The sequence below is a fragment of the Streptomyces sp. NPDC093591 genome, assembly GCF_044764885.1.
Classification (GTDB): Bacteria; Actinomycetota; Actinomycetes; order Streptomycetales; family Streptomycetaceae; genus Streptomyces.
The window spans coordinates 1-14,652 of the sequence record NZ_JBIWIY010000004.1; the positions used below are offsets into that span (position 1 = coordinate 1).

Consider the following 14,652-nt stretch of genomic DNA (forward strand, 5'->3'; position numbering starts at 1 on the left):
TTCACCCAAGCCCCGCCCCGCAGCGCCCCCCTTCGTTTATAGGGGGGGGTTATCCTTATGAAAAATACCGCGCCCCTCGCCCGAGGGCCACAAAAACGGGGGCGGGGGGCGGGGGCGGGCTACCCCCCGCCCCTTCCGCGATCCTCTGTTGTTGTGCCCATCGGTCGAGGTCCGAGATCTTGAACTTCAGCTTCCCACCGAAGTAGCACCTAGGGATGCCGTGCCGTTGCGGCTCTTCGGTACATCCAGCGCTCGGTCATGCCGAGATAGGCCGCTGCTTCGGCGACTCCCACATATTGGCGTTCCATCTGCCGCCTCCTGATCGACCTCGACCAGAGATATACACAATTTTCCCTGCCGCACCCAATGAAGGGACTCAGGACGAGCCGGGGCCCGACCCCCAGCAACCAGCAGGGGGTCAACTGCTGCGCACATATGTCGGTGAAGTACAAGGAGACGGCGCGCGGAGGCCTGGCGGTGAACATCATCGAGTGCTGAGGGAACAGGCCCTGACCTGCGCGTTCGTGTCTTTCAGCGCTGTCAGGGCCTTCCGTGCTTACGCGGCGGAAAGTCCCTGGAATCTCCCTGGGACAGACGCGAAAGTCCCTGAAAAGTCCCTGGGAAAATCCCGCCGATGGGCGTCTCGCCTGCAGCTCGGTAGGCGCCTTGTGCACCACGACGGCTCAGGAAAGCCCCAGAGGTCCCCGCGACGCCGACGACAAGCAGCCGTCCAGTCGATCGCCCGCTACGACCGTGTCGATCTCTCGTGCGGTCGCTATCGCTCGACGAAGACCTCCACCGTCCCGCGGCTCTGCGCGGCCATCGTCGACCGGCCGACCTTCGACAGCGCGATCATCCAGACCGGCGCCAAGTCCTACCGCCGCGCCCACACCAAGGCCTAGGCCGAATTCGCCGCAGCCAGCCGGCACCGGGCAGGCTCCGGGCATGACGGTGCGTGGTGCCCGGAGCCGCCCAACCGCCGGTTCCCCGGAGAGGATGCAGCCCATGCCCGCGCGCGAGAGCGGGACGCGGAGCCCCCGTCACAAGTGCACAACTTGTGTCGCGCCAGGTCAACGACACGTGCACCGGCAAGGACACGCATCCAGTACGGGCGGCACTCCGATCACGCTCGTCCTGCCGAAATGGGTGATGCGGGTTTCCGGTATTCTTGATCGCCCATCAAGCGGGAGACGGGGCGGCGATGACTGCTGACTCCACGGATCACCAGGACCGCCGGTGGACGTTCCTGACCAACCATGCGCGGGTGCTTGCCGCGATCGCCCGGGATCCCAAGGCACGGTTGACCCAGGTCACTACCGCCTGCCAGATCTCCGAGCGCTCCGCCCAGCGCATCGTGACCGATCTCGAAGAGGCCGGTCATCTGCGCAGACAACGGGGCGGCCGGCGCACTCTGTACATCGTCAATCGCGACGGGCTGTTCCAGCATCCGGCGGAGGGCGGCCTGACCATCGGTGCTCTCCTGGAGTTCATTGCCGACCAAGAGCTCCAGGACTCGGACGCCGACGCCGCGCAGTGAGAAAGGATTGCCAGACGTGAAGGCAAGAAACAGTGACATCGAGAAGGCGGCCGATGTGCTGCGCGCCGGAGGTCTGGTGGCCTTCCCGACCGAAACCGTCTACGGTCTGGGCGCCAACGCCGAGGACCCCGCCGCGGTCGCGCGCGTCTTCCAGGTCAAGGGGCGCCCGCCCTCCCACCCGCTGATCATCCACATCGGCGGCGCGGAGCATCTGGCCGACTGGGTCGAGGAGGTGCCCGCGACGGCGCGCCTGTTGGCCGAGCGCTTCTGGCCGGGGCCACTGACGTTGGTTCTGCGGCGTGGTCGCCGGGTGCCGCTGGAGGCGACTGGTGGGCTGGATACGGTGGCCGTCCGTGTGCCCGACCACCCCGTTGCGCTCACGCTGCTGTCGGCCTTCGGCGGTGGGGTAGCGGCCCCGTCCGCCAACCGCTTCGGCTCGGTCAGCCCCACCACGGCGGACCACGTCCGTGTGGAGCTCGGTGATGCCGTCAACTTCGTGCTGGACGGCGGCCCCTGCGAGGTCGGCGTCGAGTCGACCATCGTCGACGCCACGGGCGAGATCCCGAGCGTCCTTCGGCCCGGCGGGGTGACGCGCGAGGACCTCGAAGCGGTCCTGGGGTTCCCGATCACGGTGCCGTCGACGAGCCATGTCCGAGTGCCGGGCCAGCATCCGTCCCACTACGCGCCGCGAGCGTGGGTCGTACTCGTCGAGCCGGAGAAGATCATCACCGAAGCGGAGCTCGCGCAAGAGCTGGGGCACCAGGTGGGCGTCTTCCTTCCCCCCTCTCTCGCCGACGCCCCGGTGAAAGCACACGCCGTGGTGGCAGTCCCTAGTTCGATGGCCGCCTACGCGCGCGGGCTGTACGGGTTCCTACGCGAACTCGACCGACGGGGGTGCGACCTCATCGTCGCGTCCCTGCCGGCGGAGGAAGGGCTAGGACTGGCGATCGCCAACCGGATCCGCCGCGCCGCGGGGCCACGGCCCTCCAAGTGACCACGCCCCGCGATAGGTCGGCTCCCTTGGGAAGGAACCGTCTTGACCGGGCCCGCCAGGTATTGGTGGCTTGTCCTCACCGCCCCCGGACACTGGTGCCAGGCGGATTCGGCTGGGCGCTCACCGGTGTGGCAGGCGCACAGCTCGTGCCGCCAGTCGTCGGTGACGACCGTTCCCCCACTCCCGGCATAGTTCGCACGCCGTTGGCCCGCACTCGGCTGGCGCGGAGGGTGCTGGGCGCGCGGTCGGCTCCGTGAGCCGTCGGGGACGCTCCTCCATGGGTGATCAAAGCCGTGAGCCCCATGGGCTCTTCATCCACATGGAGAGGTGTCCTCTGGCTGCGGCACACCACGCTGAGCAGCCACGGTCGAGGCGGTCAGGATGCGGTCGGAACCGCCGCATCAAGGCCGCGGGCCGCAACGAGCTGAGCGCTGCCATCGGTCAGGCGGTAGTACAGGCCCACCACGGCGGCCTGGCCGGCGGCAACCTTCTCGGCAAGTACCCGGGAGCGGTCCAGCAACAGGTCGACGGTGTGCCGTATGTGCTCGGCGAGGATCTGCTCCTGCTCAACCCGTCCGGCAGCCCGCGCCGCCAGCACGCTGGGGGTCACCCGCTCGACGACGTCCCGGATGTACCCGGCCGGTGAAGGCACCGAGCTCGCCGGTGACGACGGTGATCGCTGTGCCGTGCCCGTTCCGTTCCACCTGCCAGCGTCACCGTCCATGCCGGCTCGGCCGTCGTGACCTGCACGGCCGCCTGGTCCTTGATCGTCTTCGCAGCGATCACGATCACGGCAGTCTTCAGCAGCCCGCAGGCCGCCCTGCTGATCAGGGCAGACCTTAAACGATCAAGAACCACGGCTCCTGTCTCTGTTCTGCCCGGTGTTCCTGGAGGTAGCTTGATGGAGAAGGCCCCTGAAGGAGGGCGATTCGATGCCGTGGTTCATGTGGCTGCTCGCCGCCGCGGCGCTAGGTGCTGCGGAGTTCTTCACCCTGACGCTGGTCTTCGGGTTGCTGGCGGGCGCTGCGTTGGTTGCCGCCGTGGTCGCTGGTGTGGGCATCGGCGTTCTCGGCCAGCTCGTGGCCCTCGGAGTAGCAGCGGCGGCGGGGCTCGTCATCGTCCGTCCTATCGCGCTGCGGCATATGGCACAGCAACCCATCACACGCGAGGGCAGTGACGCGCTGATCGGCAAGCGGGCCGAGGTCATGCAGGAAGTCACCGCGACCCGCGGCCTGATCAAACTCTCCGGCGAAGAGTGGTCGGCCCGCGCCCTCGACGAGAGCCTTGTGATCCCGGTGGGAGCGCTGGTGGACGTCATGGAGATCGAAGGGGCCACGGCCATCGTCTACCCCCGCGCACTCCTTCCATGAACGGCTGAACACACAGCAACGGAGGCACTGTGGATCCAGTTGTCATCCTCACTCTTGTGGCGGCCATCGTCGTCGTCTTCCTCGTGGCCTCCACCGTGCGGATCGTCCCGCAGGCGCGCCGCTACAACATCGAGCGGTTCGGCCGATATCGCCGGACGCTCCAGCCCGGCCTGAACCTGGTCCTGCCGGTGGCGGACCGCATCAACACCAAACTCGACGTGCGCGAGCAGGTCTATTCGTCCGACCCCAGGCCGGTGATCACCGAGGACAACCTCGTGGTGAACATCGACACCGTGCTCTACTACCAGATCACGGACCCGCGGGCGGCGGCCTACGAGGTCGCCGACTACCTGCAGGCGATCGATCAGCTCACCGTGACCACGCTGCGCAACGTCATCGGCAGCATGGACCTGGAGGAGACCCTCACCTCGCGCGAGGAGATCAACTCCCGGCTCCGCGCCGTCCTCGACGACGCCACCGGCAAGTGGGGCATCCGGGTCAACCGCGTCGAGATCAAGGCCATCGATCCACCGCACACCATCAAGGAAGCGATGGAGAAGCAGATGCGGGCCGAGCGGGACAAGCGCGCGGCCATCCTGCACGCCGAAGGGGAGCGGCAAGCCAAGATCCTTACCGCGGAAGGCACGAAGCAGAAGGACATCCTGGAGGCCCAGGGCACGCAACAAGCCATGATCTTGCGGGCGGACGGCGAGGCAAAGGCGGTGGAGCTCGTCTTCCAGGCCGTCCATCGCAACAACGCCGACCCGAAGATCCTGGCCTACAAGTACCTCGAGACGCTCCCGCACTTGGCGAAGAGCGACAACAACACGTTCTGGGTGATCCCCGGTGAGCTGACCGAGGCAGTTCGGACCGTCACGAGTGCGTTCGGTGATCAGGCGACGGCGGGTCCTCCCAAACCTGCGCAAGGTGAGGAAGCGGCCACCGCCGACGCTGACGACACTTCGCGCGGAAGCCGGATTCCAGAGCTCGATGCAAGCTCGACGGTTTCACTCGACGCCGCCACGGCTGCTGACGAGGCGGAGAAGCAGGCCGCCGCCGCGGTGAGCGACGCCAAGGCGGAGGCCGAGGCTGCGATGTCGCCCCAGGTGCCGCGCCGGGGGGAGACGTCCGGCGATTGAGCCCATGCCCGACTGTCGCCGACGACCGCCGTAAGGCTTCCAGAGCTCTCGGTCAGCCCGTGCACTTGATCACGAATGCCATTCATTGCCGGTGCCCGGCGATGAATTCGGCCTGCCTCTCGCGGGCAGCGCCGGTGCTGATGAACAACTCGTCGAAGCGGTGGGGTGTGCCGTGTTACCGCTTCCTCCGGTTAGCGGGCTGCGGGCATGTTGCCGTCGCGCCAGTCGTTCACGCGCTTGCGGATGCTGGGCACCATCGGAAGCACGTCGACTTCTGCGGGCTGGAACCAGCGAACATCCGTCGATTCCTCGGACACCGTGAGGCGCCCGGTCACGGGCCGCGCCAGGAAGCAGACGGAGAACTCTTGCCTCACCTCACCGTCGTCGTGAGCGAAGACGTGGCGCGGATTTGGTGTACGTGCCGACGATGCCGACGATCTCGACGTCGAACCCGGTCTCTTCCCGGGTCTCACGGACGGCGCAGTCGGGCAGCGACTCTCCGATATGCATAGCGCCTCCGGGCAGAGCCCACATGCCGTTGTCGCGACGGCGGGTGCCGCCCAGGGCCTCGGTGAAGCCGCGTGCGACCGCGAGGCCGAGCCCCACTCCGGCGCCGCGTGGTGCGTCGCCGTACCTCTGGAACGGCGCGAAGATCCGTTCCTTGGCCTCGTCGGGAACACCAGGACCACGGTCCACTACCCGCACTTCGACGCGGTCGGCGAGCGCGCTGGCGGAGACAAGGACCGTACTGCCGTCCGGGCTGTACTTGACGGCGTTCTCCACGACATTGGCGACCGCGCGCTCCAGCAGCCCCCGGTCGACGGCGACCATGGGCAGCGTCTCGGGAATGTCCAGCTCCACGCTGTCCTCCGGCACGCCGCCCAGGGCCATCGGCACCACTTCGTCGACGTCGATCTCGCGGATCAGCGGTGTGAGAGTGCCGGTCTGGAGGCGGGACATGTCCAGGAGGTTGCCCACCAGGTGGTCGAGGCGGTCCGCGCCTTCCTCGATGCCTTCGAGGAGTTCGGCTTGGTCCTCCTCGGACCACGCCACGTCGTCAGAGCGCAGCGACGACACCGCGGCCTTGATCGCGGCCAGAGGCGTACGCAGGTCGTGGCTGACGGCGGCCAACAGCGCCGTACGGATCCGGTTGCCTTCCGCCAGTTCCTTGGCCTGGTCGGCCTGGACCTGCAGGCGCTGGCGGTCGAGGACCACGGCGGCCTGAGCGGCGAACGCGGCAAGCACGCGGCGGTCCTCGGCGGGCAGTACGCGCCCGGACAAGGCGAGCGACATGTGTTCGCCGACCGGCATGTCGACGTCGGCGTCTTCAGGACGCAGGAGTGGGCGTGTGTTGCCGACGCCGGCGGTGACCTCCCACGGGTCGACGTCCGTTTCCCGTTCCAGCAGCGCCGCTGTGTCCATGCCGAAGGTTTCACGGACGCGCTCAAGGAGCGCCTCCAGGCTGGTCTCCCCACGCAGCACGCTGCCCGCCAGGTGGGACAGGATCTCTGCCTCAGCACGCAGCCGGGCGGCCTGATGGGTGCGGCGGGCCGCGAGGTCCACGACCGACGCCACCGACACGGCGACCGCGAAGAAGACGATGATGGCGACGATGTCGGCCGGGTCTGCGATGGTCCAGGTGTGCAGCGGTGGCGTGAAGAACCAGTTGAGCAGCAGCGATCCGGCGGCCGCCGAGGCGAGGGCGGGCAGCAGGCCGCCGAGCAGCGCCGCACCGACGGTCAGTGCCAGGAAGATCAGCACGTTGTTCGTGAGGTCGGGGCCCGTGTCGACGTGTCTGAGTGCGTAGGTGAGCAGGAGTGGGCCGAGCACGCCGACCAGCCAGCCGCAGATGATGCGCGAGCGTCCTAGTCGGGCGCCACGCGAGATGGGCAGCCCACGGCCCTTGGCGACCTCGTCGTGGGTGACGATGTGGACGTCCAGGTCGGGCCCCGACTCGCGGGCGACCGTGGCGCTCACGCCAGGGCCGAACATGTACTGCCAGGCTGTGCGGCGGCTGGCGCCGAGCACGATCTGGGTGGCATTGACCCCGCGGGCGAAGTCCAGCAGCGCGGTCGAGACGTCGTCGCCGATGACGTGGTGGAAGGTGCCGCCCAGGTCCTCGACCAGGGTGCGCTGGATGGCGAGTTCCTTGGGCGAGGCCGAGGTCAGCCCGTCACTGCGGGCGACGTAGACGGCGAGGACCTCACCACCGGCGCCCTTCTCCGCCAGCCGCGCGGCTCGGCGGATCAGGGTCCGGCCCTCCGGACCGCCGGTCAGACCGACGACGATCCGCTCGCGCGAACCCCAGATCTTCGACACCCGGTGCTCGCTGCGGTACTGCTGCAGGTAGGCGTCGACCCGGTCGGCCACCCACAGCAACGCCAGCTCCCGCAGCGCGGTCAGGTTTCCGGGCCGGAAGTAGTTCGACAAGGCGGCATCGACCTTGTCCGGCTTGTAGATGTTGCCGTGCGCCATACGGCGGCGCAGTGCCTCGGGTGACATGTCGACCAGCTCGATCTGGTCGGCTCGGCGTACGACTTCGTCCGGCACGGTCTCCTTCTGCCGTACGCCGGTTATGGACTCGACGATGTCGCCCAGCGACTCCAGATGCTGGATGTTGACCGTCGATATAACGTCGATGCCCGCAGCCAGCAGTTCCTCGATGTCCTGCCACCGCTTGGTGTTGCGTGAGCCTGGCACGTTCGTGTGTGCCATCTCGTCCACCAGGGCCACCTGCGGCTTGCGGGCCAGCACGGCGTCCACGTCCATCCCGGTGAACGTGGTGCGCCGGTACTCGATCTCGCGGCGCGGCACCTGCTCCAGGCCGTGCAGCATCACCTCGGTACGCGGGCGATGGTGGTGCTCGACGAAGGCGACAACGCAGTCGGTCCCGCGCTCGATGCGCCGGTGCGCCTCGGACAGCATCGCGTACGTCTTGCCCACCCCTGGTGCCGCACCGAGGTAGATCCTGAGCTTCCCGCGTCCCATGGTGATCGTTACTCCTCGAAGCGGTAGCCCATACCGGGCTCGGTGATCAGGTAGCGGGGATGAGAAGGGTCCGCTTCCAGTTTGCGCCGTAGCTGGGCCATGTAGACACGAAGGTAGTTCGTGTGGTCACTGTGCGCGGGACTCCACACCTCCTGGAGCAACTCCCGCTGCGGGACCAGACGGCCGGGGTTGCGCAGCAGCACTTCCAGCAGGTGCCACTCGGTCGGCGTGAGACGTACGTCCCTGTCACCGCGGGTGGCCTTCTTCGCCACCATGTCGACGGTGAAGTCCTTGGTACGGACGACTCGTGCCCCGGCGCCCGCGACGGGGCCGGCTGCCCTGTGGCGCAGGGCTACGCGCAGCCGGGCCAGGAGTTCCTCCATACTGAACGGCTTGGTGATGTAGTCGTCGGCGCCGCTGTCGAGCGCCTCGATCTTCTCGGCCTCGGCCCGGCGGGCGGAGACGACCAGGATGGGCACCTGGCCCCAGCCACGGAGGCCTTTGATCACGTCGAGGCCGTCGATGTCGGGCAGGCCGAGGTCCAGCAGGACCGCATCCGGCGGCCGGGCGGCCGCCAGCCGCAGGGCGGTGGCACCGTCTGGCGCGGCGTCCACCTCGTATGTACGGGCCTTGAGGTTGATCGTGAAGGCCCTTAGGAGCTGAGGATCATCCTCTACCACCAGCACCCGCGTCATGGCTGTGCCGCCTTCCGTCCGTAATCGTGTGGGGGTGGGTCCGGACAACGGGTTCTCCACCTTCGCCGGTCTTGTGTGCGACAGCTGAGGGACGAGACAGCGGCGGGAGCCGACGGCCGGAGGAAACACCCTGTGGCCGCGGGCTCCCGCACTCACCCCCGACCCCATCAGCTCTGGTCGGCCAGTTCCTTGAGCGCGATGTTGAGTTCGAGGACATTGACCCGGGGCTCGCCGAGGAAGCCGGCGGCCCGGCCCTGGGTATGGTCGTCGACCAGCTTCCGGACCTGGGCGAGGGTCAGGCCGTTCGCCTCGGCGACCCGCCTGACCTGGATGTCGGCGTACTCCGGGGAGATGTCCGGGTCGATGGCGGAGGCCGAGCCGGTGACCGCGTCGACGGGCACCTTCGACTCGGGCACACCGTTGAACTCGGCAACCTGCTCCTTGGCCGCCTTCACCGCCTTGACCAGCCGGGGGTCACTCGCGCCGAGCTGACTGGAGCCGGTGGCCAGCGGGTCGTAATCGCTGTTGGAGGGGCGGCCCTGGAACCACTTGGGGTCCGGCTTGTCGGTGCCCTTGATGTTCCAGCTCTGGCCGATCAGCTTCGAGCCGACCTCCTTGCCGTCGACCTTCACCATCGAGCCGTTGGCCTTGTCGTTGAAGAACGCCTGGGCGATGCCCGTGACGGCCAGCGGGTAGAGGATGCCGGTCACGACGGTGAGGACGAGCAGCATGCGCAGCGCCGCCCACACCAGACGTCCGGTGCTCGCTACAGAAGTGTTCATGGCGATCAGCCGATTCCAGGGATGAGGGAGATGAGGGCGTCGATGATCTTGATGCCGATGAACGGGGCGATCAGTCCCCCGAGGCCGTAGATCCCGAGGTTGCGGCGCAGCATCCGGTCCGCGCTCATCGGCCGATACTGCACACCGCGCAGGGCGAGCGGCACCAGCGCGATGATGATCAGCGCGTTGAAGATGACGGCCGAGAGGATCGCCGACTCCGGCGAGGACAAGCCCATGATGTTGAGCTTGTCCAGCGACGGGTACGCGACCGCGAACATCGCCGGGATGATCGCGAAGTACTTCGCGACGTCGTTGGCGATGGAGAACGTGGTCAACGCACCGCGGGTGATGAGGAGTTGCTTGCCGATCTCGACGATCTCGATGAGCTTGGTCGGGTTGGAGTCGAGGTCGACCATGTTGCCGGCCTCCTTGGCGGCCGACGTACCGGTGTTCATCGCGACGCCGACGTCCGCCTGTGCCAGGGCCGGGGCGTCGTTGGTGCCGTCACCGGTCATGGCGACGAGCTTTCCGCCGGCCTGCTCCCGCTTGATCAGCGCCATCTTGTCCTCGGGAGTCGCCTCGGCGAGGAAGTCGTCGACGCCCGCCTCGTCGGCGATCGCCTTGGCGGTCAGCGGGTTGTCACCGGTGATCATGACGGTCTTGATGCCCATGCGGCGCAGTTCCTCGAACCGCTCCCGCATGCCCTCCTTGACGACGTCCTTGAGGTGGATGACGCCGAGGATCCGGGCACCCTGGTCGTCCTGGACGGCCACCAGCAGCGGGGTGCCGCCTGCCTCGGAGATGCGGTTGGCGGTGGTGTCGGCGTCGTCGGCAACCGTGCCGCCCTGCTCCTGGACCCAGGCGATGACCGAACCGGCGGCGCCCTTGCGGATCTTGTGCCCGTCGACGTCCACGCCGGACATCCGGGTCTGGGCGGTGAAGGCGATCCACTCGGCACCGGCCAACTCGCCCTGGTGGCGCTCGCGCAGGCCGTACTTCTCCTTCGCCAGTACGACGACGGAACGGCCCTCGGGCGTCTCGTCCGCCAGCGACGACAGCTGGGCCGCGTCGGCCAGCTCGGCCTCCGTCGTTCCACGCACCGGCACGAACTCGGCGGCCTGCCGGTTGCCGAGGGTGATGGTGCCGGTCTTGTCGAGCAGCAGCGTCGACACGTCGCCGGCGGCCTCGACCGCACGCCCCGACATCGCCAGCACGTTCCTCTGCACCAGCCGGTCCATGCCCGCGATGCCGATCGCGGAGAGCAGGGCGCCGATCGTGGTCGGGATCAGGCAGACCAGCAGCGCGGTGAGCACGATGAGCGAGGTCTGCTCGTCGGCGCCCGCGTAGATCGCGAACGGCTTCAGTGTCACGACCGCGAGCAGGAAGATGATCGTCAGCGACGCCAGCAGGATGTTCAGCGCGATCTCGTTCGGCGTCTTCTGCCGCGCGGCGCCCTCGACCAGGTTGATCATCCGGTCGATGAAGGTCTCGCCCGGCTTCGTCGTGATCTTGACGACGATGCGGTCGGAGAGGACCTTCGTACCACCGGTCACCGCGGACCGGTCACCGCCGGACTCCCGGATCACCGGCGCGGACTCACCGGTGATCGCCGACTCGTCGACCGAGGCGACACCTTCGACGACGTCACCGTCGCCGGGGATGATGTCACCCGCCTCGCAGACCACCAGGTCACCGACGCGCAGTTCGGTGCCGGGCACCCGCTCCTCGCCCTTGCCGTCCTTCAGCAGACGGCGCGCGACCGTGTCGGTCTTGGCCTTGCGCAGCGTGTCCGCCTGCGCCTTGCCACGGCCCTCGGCGACCGCCTCCGCCAGGTTGGCGAAGATCACGGTGATCCACAGCCAGGCAGCGATCACCCACCCGAACCAGTCGCCCGGATCCTTGATCGCCAGCACGGTGCTGACCACCGAGCCGACCAGCACGACGAACATCACGGGCGACTTGACCATCACCCGGGGGTCCAGCTTGCGGAAGGCATCCGGCAGCGACTTGAGCAGTTGCTTCGGGTCGAACAGGCCCGCGCCGACGCGCCCTTCATCCTTGTGTCCGGTGGGCACGTCCGTGTGCGGTGCCAGAGTCGGAGTGGAGGGAGACGTCTGGGACACGGCGTCCTCTTGCTTCTGCTTCTTGATATCGGTCGTCATGCCGCCAGCCCTTCGGCGAGCGGGCCCAGCGCCAGGGCCGGGAAGAACGTGAGGCCTGTGATGATCAGGATTGAGCCCACCAACACACCGGTGAACAGCGGCTTCTCCGTGTGCAGGGTGCCCGCGGTGGCCGGGATCGGCTTCTGCCCTGCGAGAGAGCCGGCCAGGGCGAGGACGAACACCATCGGCACGAAGCGGCCGAGCAGCATGCACAGGCCGAGCATCGTGTTGTGGTACTCGGTGTTCGCCGCGAACCCGGCGAAGGCGGAGCCGTTGTTGTTGCTGGCCGAGGTGTAGGCGTACAGCACCTCGGAGAACCCGTGCGCCCCGACGTTCGTCATCGACGACTCGCCCTTGCCCAGCGCCATCGCCAGCGCGGTGCCGATCAGCACCAGCGCCGGGGTGATCAGGATGTAGCAGGCCGCCAACTTGATCTCGCGGGTGCCGATCTTCTTGCCCAGGTACTCGGGCGTACGGCCGACCATCAGACCGGCGATGAACACCGCGATGATCGCCATGATGAGCATGCCGTAGAGGCCGGAGCCCACACCGCCGGGCGCGATCTCACCCAGCATCATGCCAAGCATCAGCACGCCTCCCGACAACCCCTGGAAGGAGTCGTGGAAGGAGTTCACCGACCCGGTCGAGGTCATCGTGGTGGAGACCGCGAAGAGGGACGACGGGCCCTCACCGAACCGCTGCTCCTTGCCCTCCATGGCGCCGCCCGCGAGCTGCGAGGCGGTGCCCGGGTGGGCGTACTCGGTGATGGTCACCGCGACGACGCCGAGGAACCAGATGACGGCCATCGCGGCGAGGATGGCGTACCCCTGCTTGACCGCGCCCACCATCTTGCCGAAGGTGCGCGGCAGCGAGAACGGGATCACCAGCAGCAGGAAGATCTCCAGCAGGTTGGTGAAGCCATTGGGGTTCTCGAACGGGTGGGCCGAGTTGGCGTTGAAGAAGCCGCCGCCGTTGGTGCCGAGGTCCTTGATGGCCTCCTGGGACGCGACGGCGCCCGGGCTGATGGCCTGCTTGTCGCCGGTGAGCGTGGTGATCGAGTGGATGTCGCCGAAGTTCTGGATGGCACCGGCCGCGACCAGCACGATCGCTGCGATGAGGGAGACCGGGATCAGGATGCGGACGCAGCCGCGCACCAGGTCGGCCCAGAAGTTGCCCAGGTCTCCGGTGCGGGACCGGGCAAAGCCGCGCACCAAGGCGACGGCTACAGCGATGCCCACGGCGGCGGAGACGAAGTTCTGCACGGCCAGGCCCGTCGTCTGGGTGACGTGGCTCATCGCCACCTCGCCCGAGTACGACTGCCAATTCGTGTTGGACACGAACGATGCCGCCGTGTTGAACGCCTGGTCCGGGGTGATCGGCTTGAAGCCGAGCGACAGCGGCAGCTTGTCCTGCACCCGCTGCAGCAGGTACAGGAACAACACGCTCACCGCGGAGAAGGCCAGCACTCCGCGCAGGTAGGCGGGCCAACGCATCTCCGCGTCGGGGTTGGCGCCCACCGAGCGGTAGATCCACTTCTCGACCCGGAGGTGCTTCTTGGAGCTGTATACGGCGGCCATGTAGTCGCCGAAGGGGCGGTGCACCAGGGCAAGCGCGCCGATCAGCGCGATGACCAGGAGCACATCAGCAAGGACGGGGCTCATGTCGGGCGCTCAGAACCTCTCCGGGAACACAAGGGCGAGGACGAGATAGCCCAGCAGGGCGACGGCCACGACCAGGCCGACGACGTTCTCGGCGGTCACAGCTTCGCCACCCCCCTGGCGATGAGAGCCACCAGCGCGAACACCGCGATCGTGGCGATGACGAAGGCCACATCGGCCATCGCAAGCTCCTGGATGAGGTTCGGAGATGAACGGACCTCTAGAGGGAACCGCCTTCGACGCCGGTTTTCACCCGTCCTTAACGCAGCTCTTACGGGGAGCTGCGAGCCCTTGACGGATCCCTAGCGCGGGTCCTGCCTCGCTCTCTACGGCCGCCCATCCGCCTACGAGGCGGGGTCGGCCAAGAGGAAGGCGTGAATGCGCTCGGAGATGGTGGTCCAGTCCCTTCCGAACCAGATGAAGTGGCTGTCGGCAAGGCTCTCGACCAGCTCAGCGCGGCGCAGGCCCGCGGCAAGGGCCTGGGCATGCGCAAACGGAACCGCTCCATCATGGCGACTGGCGATCACCAGGGACGGCTGAGCGACTCCGGCCATGAGGCGGGTCAGTTCCTCCGTCGCCTTGAGCTCCCTGAGATCGTTCAGGAATCCGTGCCCCGAGCGCATGCGCGACAGGAGCGCGATCAGCTTCGCCCTGTCCCCCGGCCGCAGTGCTGCCACCGTGCTGGGGGCAGTCAGAAGCGTGAGGTCACGAAGGAGCATGCGCAGGCCCGCGTCAGGCATCCGGCGGAGCAGCGTGCGTACGAGAGCCCACGACACGGGCTCTGTCCGGGGAGCGAAGACGACCTGCGCGGCAGTGTGCGTACGGCGATCGGGCCACGGCAGTGGTCCTACCGCGCTCTGCAGGATCAGCCGTCGGCCCAGGGCGGGGTGCCGTGCGGCCATTGCCACTGCGGTGGGGCCACCGCCGGAGACACCGACCACGGCGGCGACGTCGGTGATCCCGAGATGTTCACGGAGAGAAGCGGTGACGTCGGCGAAACCGACCGCCGATCTGCCGGTTGAGACTGGCGTACGTCCGTAGCCGGGACGCGAGGGCACCAATACCGAGCAGTCAGCTTCTGCGTACACCTCCTCGCCGAGCGACAGGCCGGCCCTCATGTGACCACCGTGGAAGAGCACGACGGTGACCGGGCCACGACGCTCCAGGCGGAACTCCACGGCTCCGGCTCCCAACTGAGCCAACTGCGTAGAGCGTTCACCCTTCGCAGACCTGCCTGAGTGAGTCACTCAGGCATCCTGGCATCGACTGAGTCGCCTGTCGTCCCTCTCCACGATGAGGAGCAAGAGGGCGCCACCCTCGCAGCGGG

General features: G+C 67.8%; 12 protein-coding genes and 2 pseudogenes. 5 read left to right on the plus strand and 9 right to left on the minus strand.

The window, feature by feature from the left end:
• Positions 1–785: 785 nt before the first annotated feature.
• From ACIREI_RS09435 to ACIREI_RS09445, 3 genes and pseudogenes are all read left to right on the plus strand, one after another.
• A pseudogene (locus ACIREI_RS09435) lies at positions 786–902 on the plus strand (AAA family ATPase); the annotation flags it as partial.
• A 299-nt stretch (positions 903–1,201) separates the two neighbouring features.
• Positions 1,202–1,537, plus strand: coding sequence for a helix-turn-helix transcriptional regulator (locus ACIREI_RS09440; RefSeq protein ID WP_403329486.1), 336 nt, complete (start codon positions 1,202–1,204; stop codon positions 1,535–1,537).
• A gap of 16 nt (positions 1,538–1,553) precedes the next feature.
• Positions 1,554–2,531, plus strand: a complete 978-nt coding sequence (locus tag ACIREI_RS09445) for an L-threonylcarbamoyladenylate synthase (protein ID WP_403329489.1) — start codon at positions 1,554–1,556, stop codon at positions 2,529–2,531.
• A gap of 376 nt (positions 2,532–2,907) precedes the next feature.
• On the opposite strand, the pseudogene ACIREI_RS09450 reads toward ACIREI_RS09445, so the two are convergent.
• Positions 2,908–3,177 (minus strand): annotated as a pseudogene (locus tag ACIREI_RS09450) (carbonic anhydrase); the annotation flags it as partial.
• 286 nt (positions 3,178–3,463) lie between these two features.
• Here ACIREI_RS09450 and ACIREI_RS09455 point away from each other — a divergent pair.
• Together ACIREI_RS09455 and ACIREI_RS09460 are read left to right on the plus strand one after the other, a co-directional pair.
• Positions 3,464–3,901 (plus strand): NfeD family protein, encoded by a 438-nt coding sequence (locus ACIREI_RS09455; RefSeq protein ID WP_403329492.1) that lies wholly within the window; start codon positions 3,464–3,466, stop codon positions 3,899–3,901.
• A 29-nt stretch (positions 3,902–3,930) separates the two neighbouring features.
• Positions 3,931–5,040, plus strand: coding sequence for an SPFH domain-containing protein (locus tag ACIREI_RS09460; protein WP_403329495.1), 1,110 nt, complete (start codon positions 3,931–3,933; stop codon positions 5,038–5,040).
• A 191-nt stretch (positions 5,041–5,231) separates the two neighbouring features.
• On the opposite strand, the gene ACIREI_RS09465 is transcribed toward ACIREI_RS09460, so the two are convergent.
• The 8 genes from ACIREI_RS09465 to ACIREI_RS09500 form a co-directional block, all read right to left on the minus strand.
• Positions 5,232–5,414 carry an NUDIX hydrolase gene (locus ACIREI_RS09465; protein ID WP_403329498.1) on the minus strand — a complete coding sequence of 61 codons (183 nt, stop codon included), beginning with the start codon at positions 5,412–5,414 and terminating at the stop codon, positions 5,232–5,234.
• 1 nt (position 5,415) lies between these two features.
• On the minus strand, positions 5,416–8,028 hold the full coding sequence (locus tag ACIREI_RS09470; protein WP_403329500.1) for a DUF4118 domain-containing protein: 2,613 nt from the start codon (positions 8,026–8,028) through the stop codon (positions 5,416–5,418).
• Between the two features lie 8 nt (positions 8,029–8,036).
• The gene (locus ACIREI_RS09475) at positions 8,037–8,723 is read right to left on the minus strand and encodes a response regulator (protein WP_403329503.1); all 687 of its coding nucleotides are present in this window, start codon (positions 8,721–8,723) and stop codon (positions 8,037–8,039) included.
• Positions 8,724–8,890: 167 nt separating this feature from the next.
• Positions 8,891–9,505, minus strand: a complete 615-nt coding sequence (gene kdpC, locus ACIREI_RS09480) for a potassium-transporting ATPase subunit KdpC (RefSeq protein ID WP_403329506.1) — start codon at positions 9,503–9,505, stop codon at positions 8,891–8,893.
• A gap of 5 nt (positions 9,506–9,510) precedes the next feature.
• A complete protein-coding gene (gene kdpB / locus ACIREI_RS09485; RefSeq protein WP_403329509.1) occupies positions 9,511–11,667 on the minus strand; it encodes a potassium-transporting ATPase subunit KdpB in 2,157 nt (718 codons plus the stop codon).
• Positions 11,664–13,328: a potassium-transporting ATPase subunit KdpA gene (gene kdpA / locus ACIREI_RS09490; protein ID WP_403329512.1), complete on the minus strand. Its 1,665-nt coding sequence runs from the start codon at positions 13,326–13,328 to the stop codon at positions 11,664–11,666. The genes kdpB and kdpA overlap by 4 nt, the downstream gene beginning before the upstream one ends.
• A gap of 9 nt (positions 13,329–13,337) precedes the next feature.
• On the minus strand, positions 13,338–13,427 hold the full coding sequence (kdpF, locus tag ACIREI_RS09495) for a K(+)-transporting ATPase subunit F (RefSeq protein WP_037802756.1): 90 nt from the start codon (positions 13,425–13,427) through the stop codon (positions 13,338–13,340).
• A gap of 242 nt (positions 13,428–13,669) precedes the next feature.
• The gene (locus ACIREI_RS09500) at positions 13,670–14,572 is read right to left on the minus strand and encodes an alpha/beta fold hydrolase (protein WP_403329515.1); all 903 of its coding nucleotides are present in this window, start codon (positions 14,570–14,572) and stop codon (positions 13,670–13,672) included.
• Positions 14,573–14,652: the final 80 nt, after the last annotated feature.

What these genes read in the sequence shown, in the direction of transcription:
- kdpC (WP_403329506.1), bottom strand. Translation starts at nt 9,505, where the DNA reads ATGAACACTTCTGTAGCGAGCACCGGACGTCTGGTGTGGGCGGCGCTG.
- ACIREI_RS09475 (WP_403329503.1), bottom strand. Translation starts at nt 8,723, where the DNA reads ATGACGCGGGTGCTGGTGGTAGAGGATGATCCTCAGCTCCTAAGGGCC.
- ACIREI_RS09455 (WP_403329492.1), top strand. Translation starts at nt 3,464, where the DNA reads ATGCCGTGGTTCATGTGGCTGCTCGCCGCCGCGGCGCTAGGTGCTGCG.
- ACIREI_RS09440 (WP_403329486.1), top strand. Translation starts at nt 1,202, where the DNA reads ATGACTGCTGACTCCACGGATCACCAGGACCGCCGGTGGACGTTCCTG.
- kdpA (WP_403329512.1), bottom strand. Translation starts at nt 13,328, where the DNA reads ATGAGCCCCGTCCTTGCTGATGTGCTCCTGGTCATCGCGCTGATCGGC.
- kdpB (WP_403329509.1), bottom strand. Translation starts at nt 11,667, where the DNA reads ATGACGACCGATATCAAGAAGCAGAAGCAAGAGGACGCCGTGTCCCAG.
- ACIREI_RS09470 (WP_403329500.1), bottom strand. Translation starts at nt 8,028, where the DNA reads ATGGGACGCGGGAAGCTCAGGATCTACCTCGGTGCGGCACCAGGGGTG.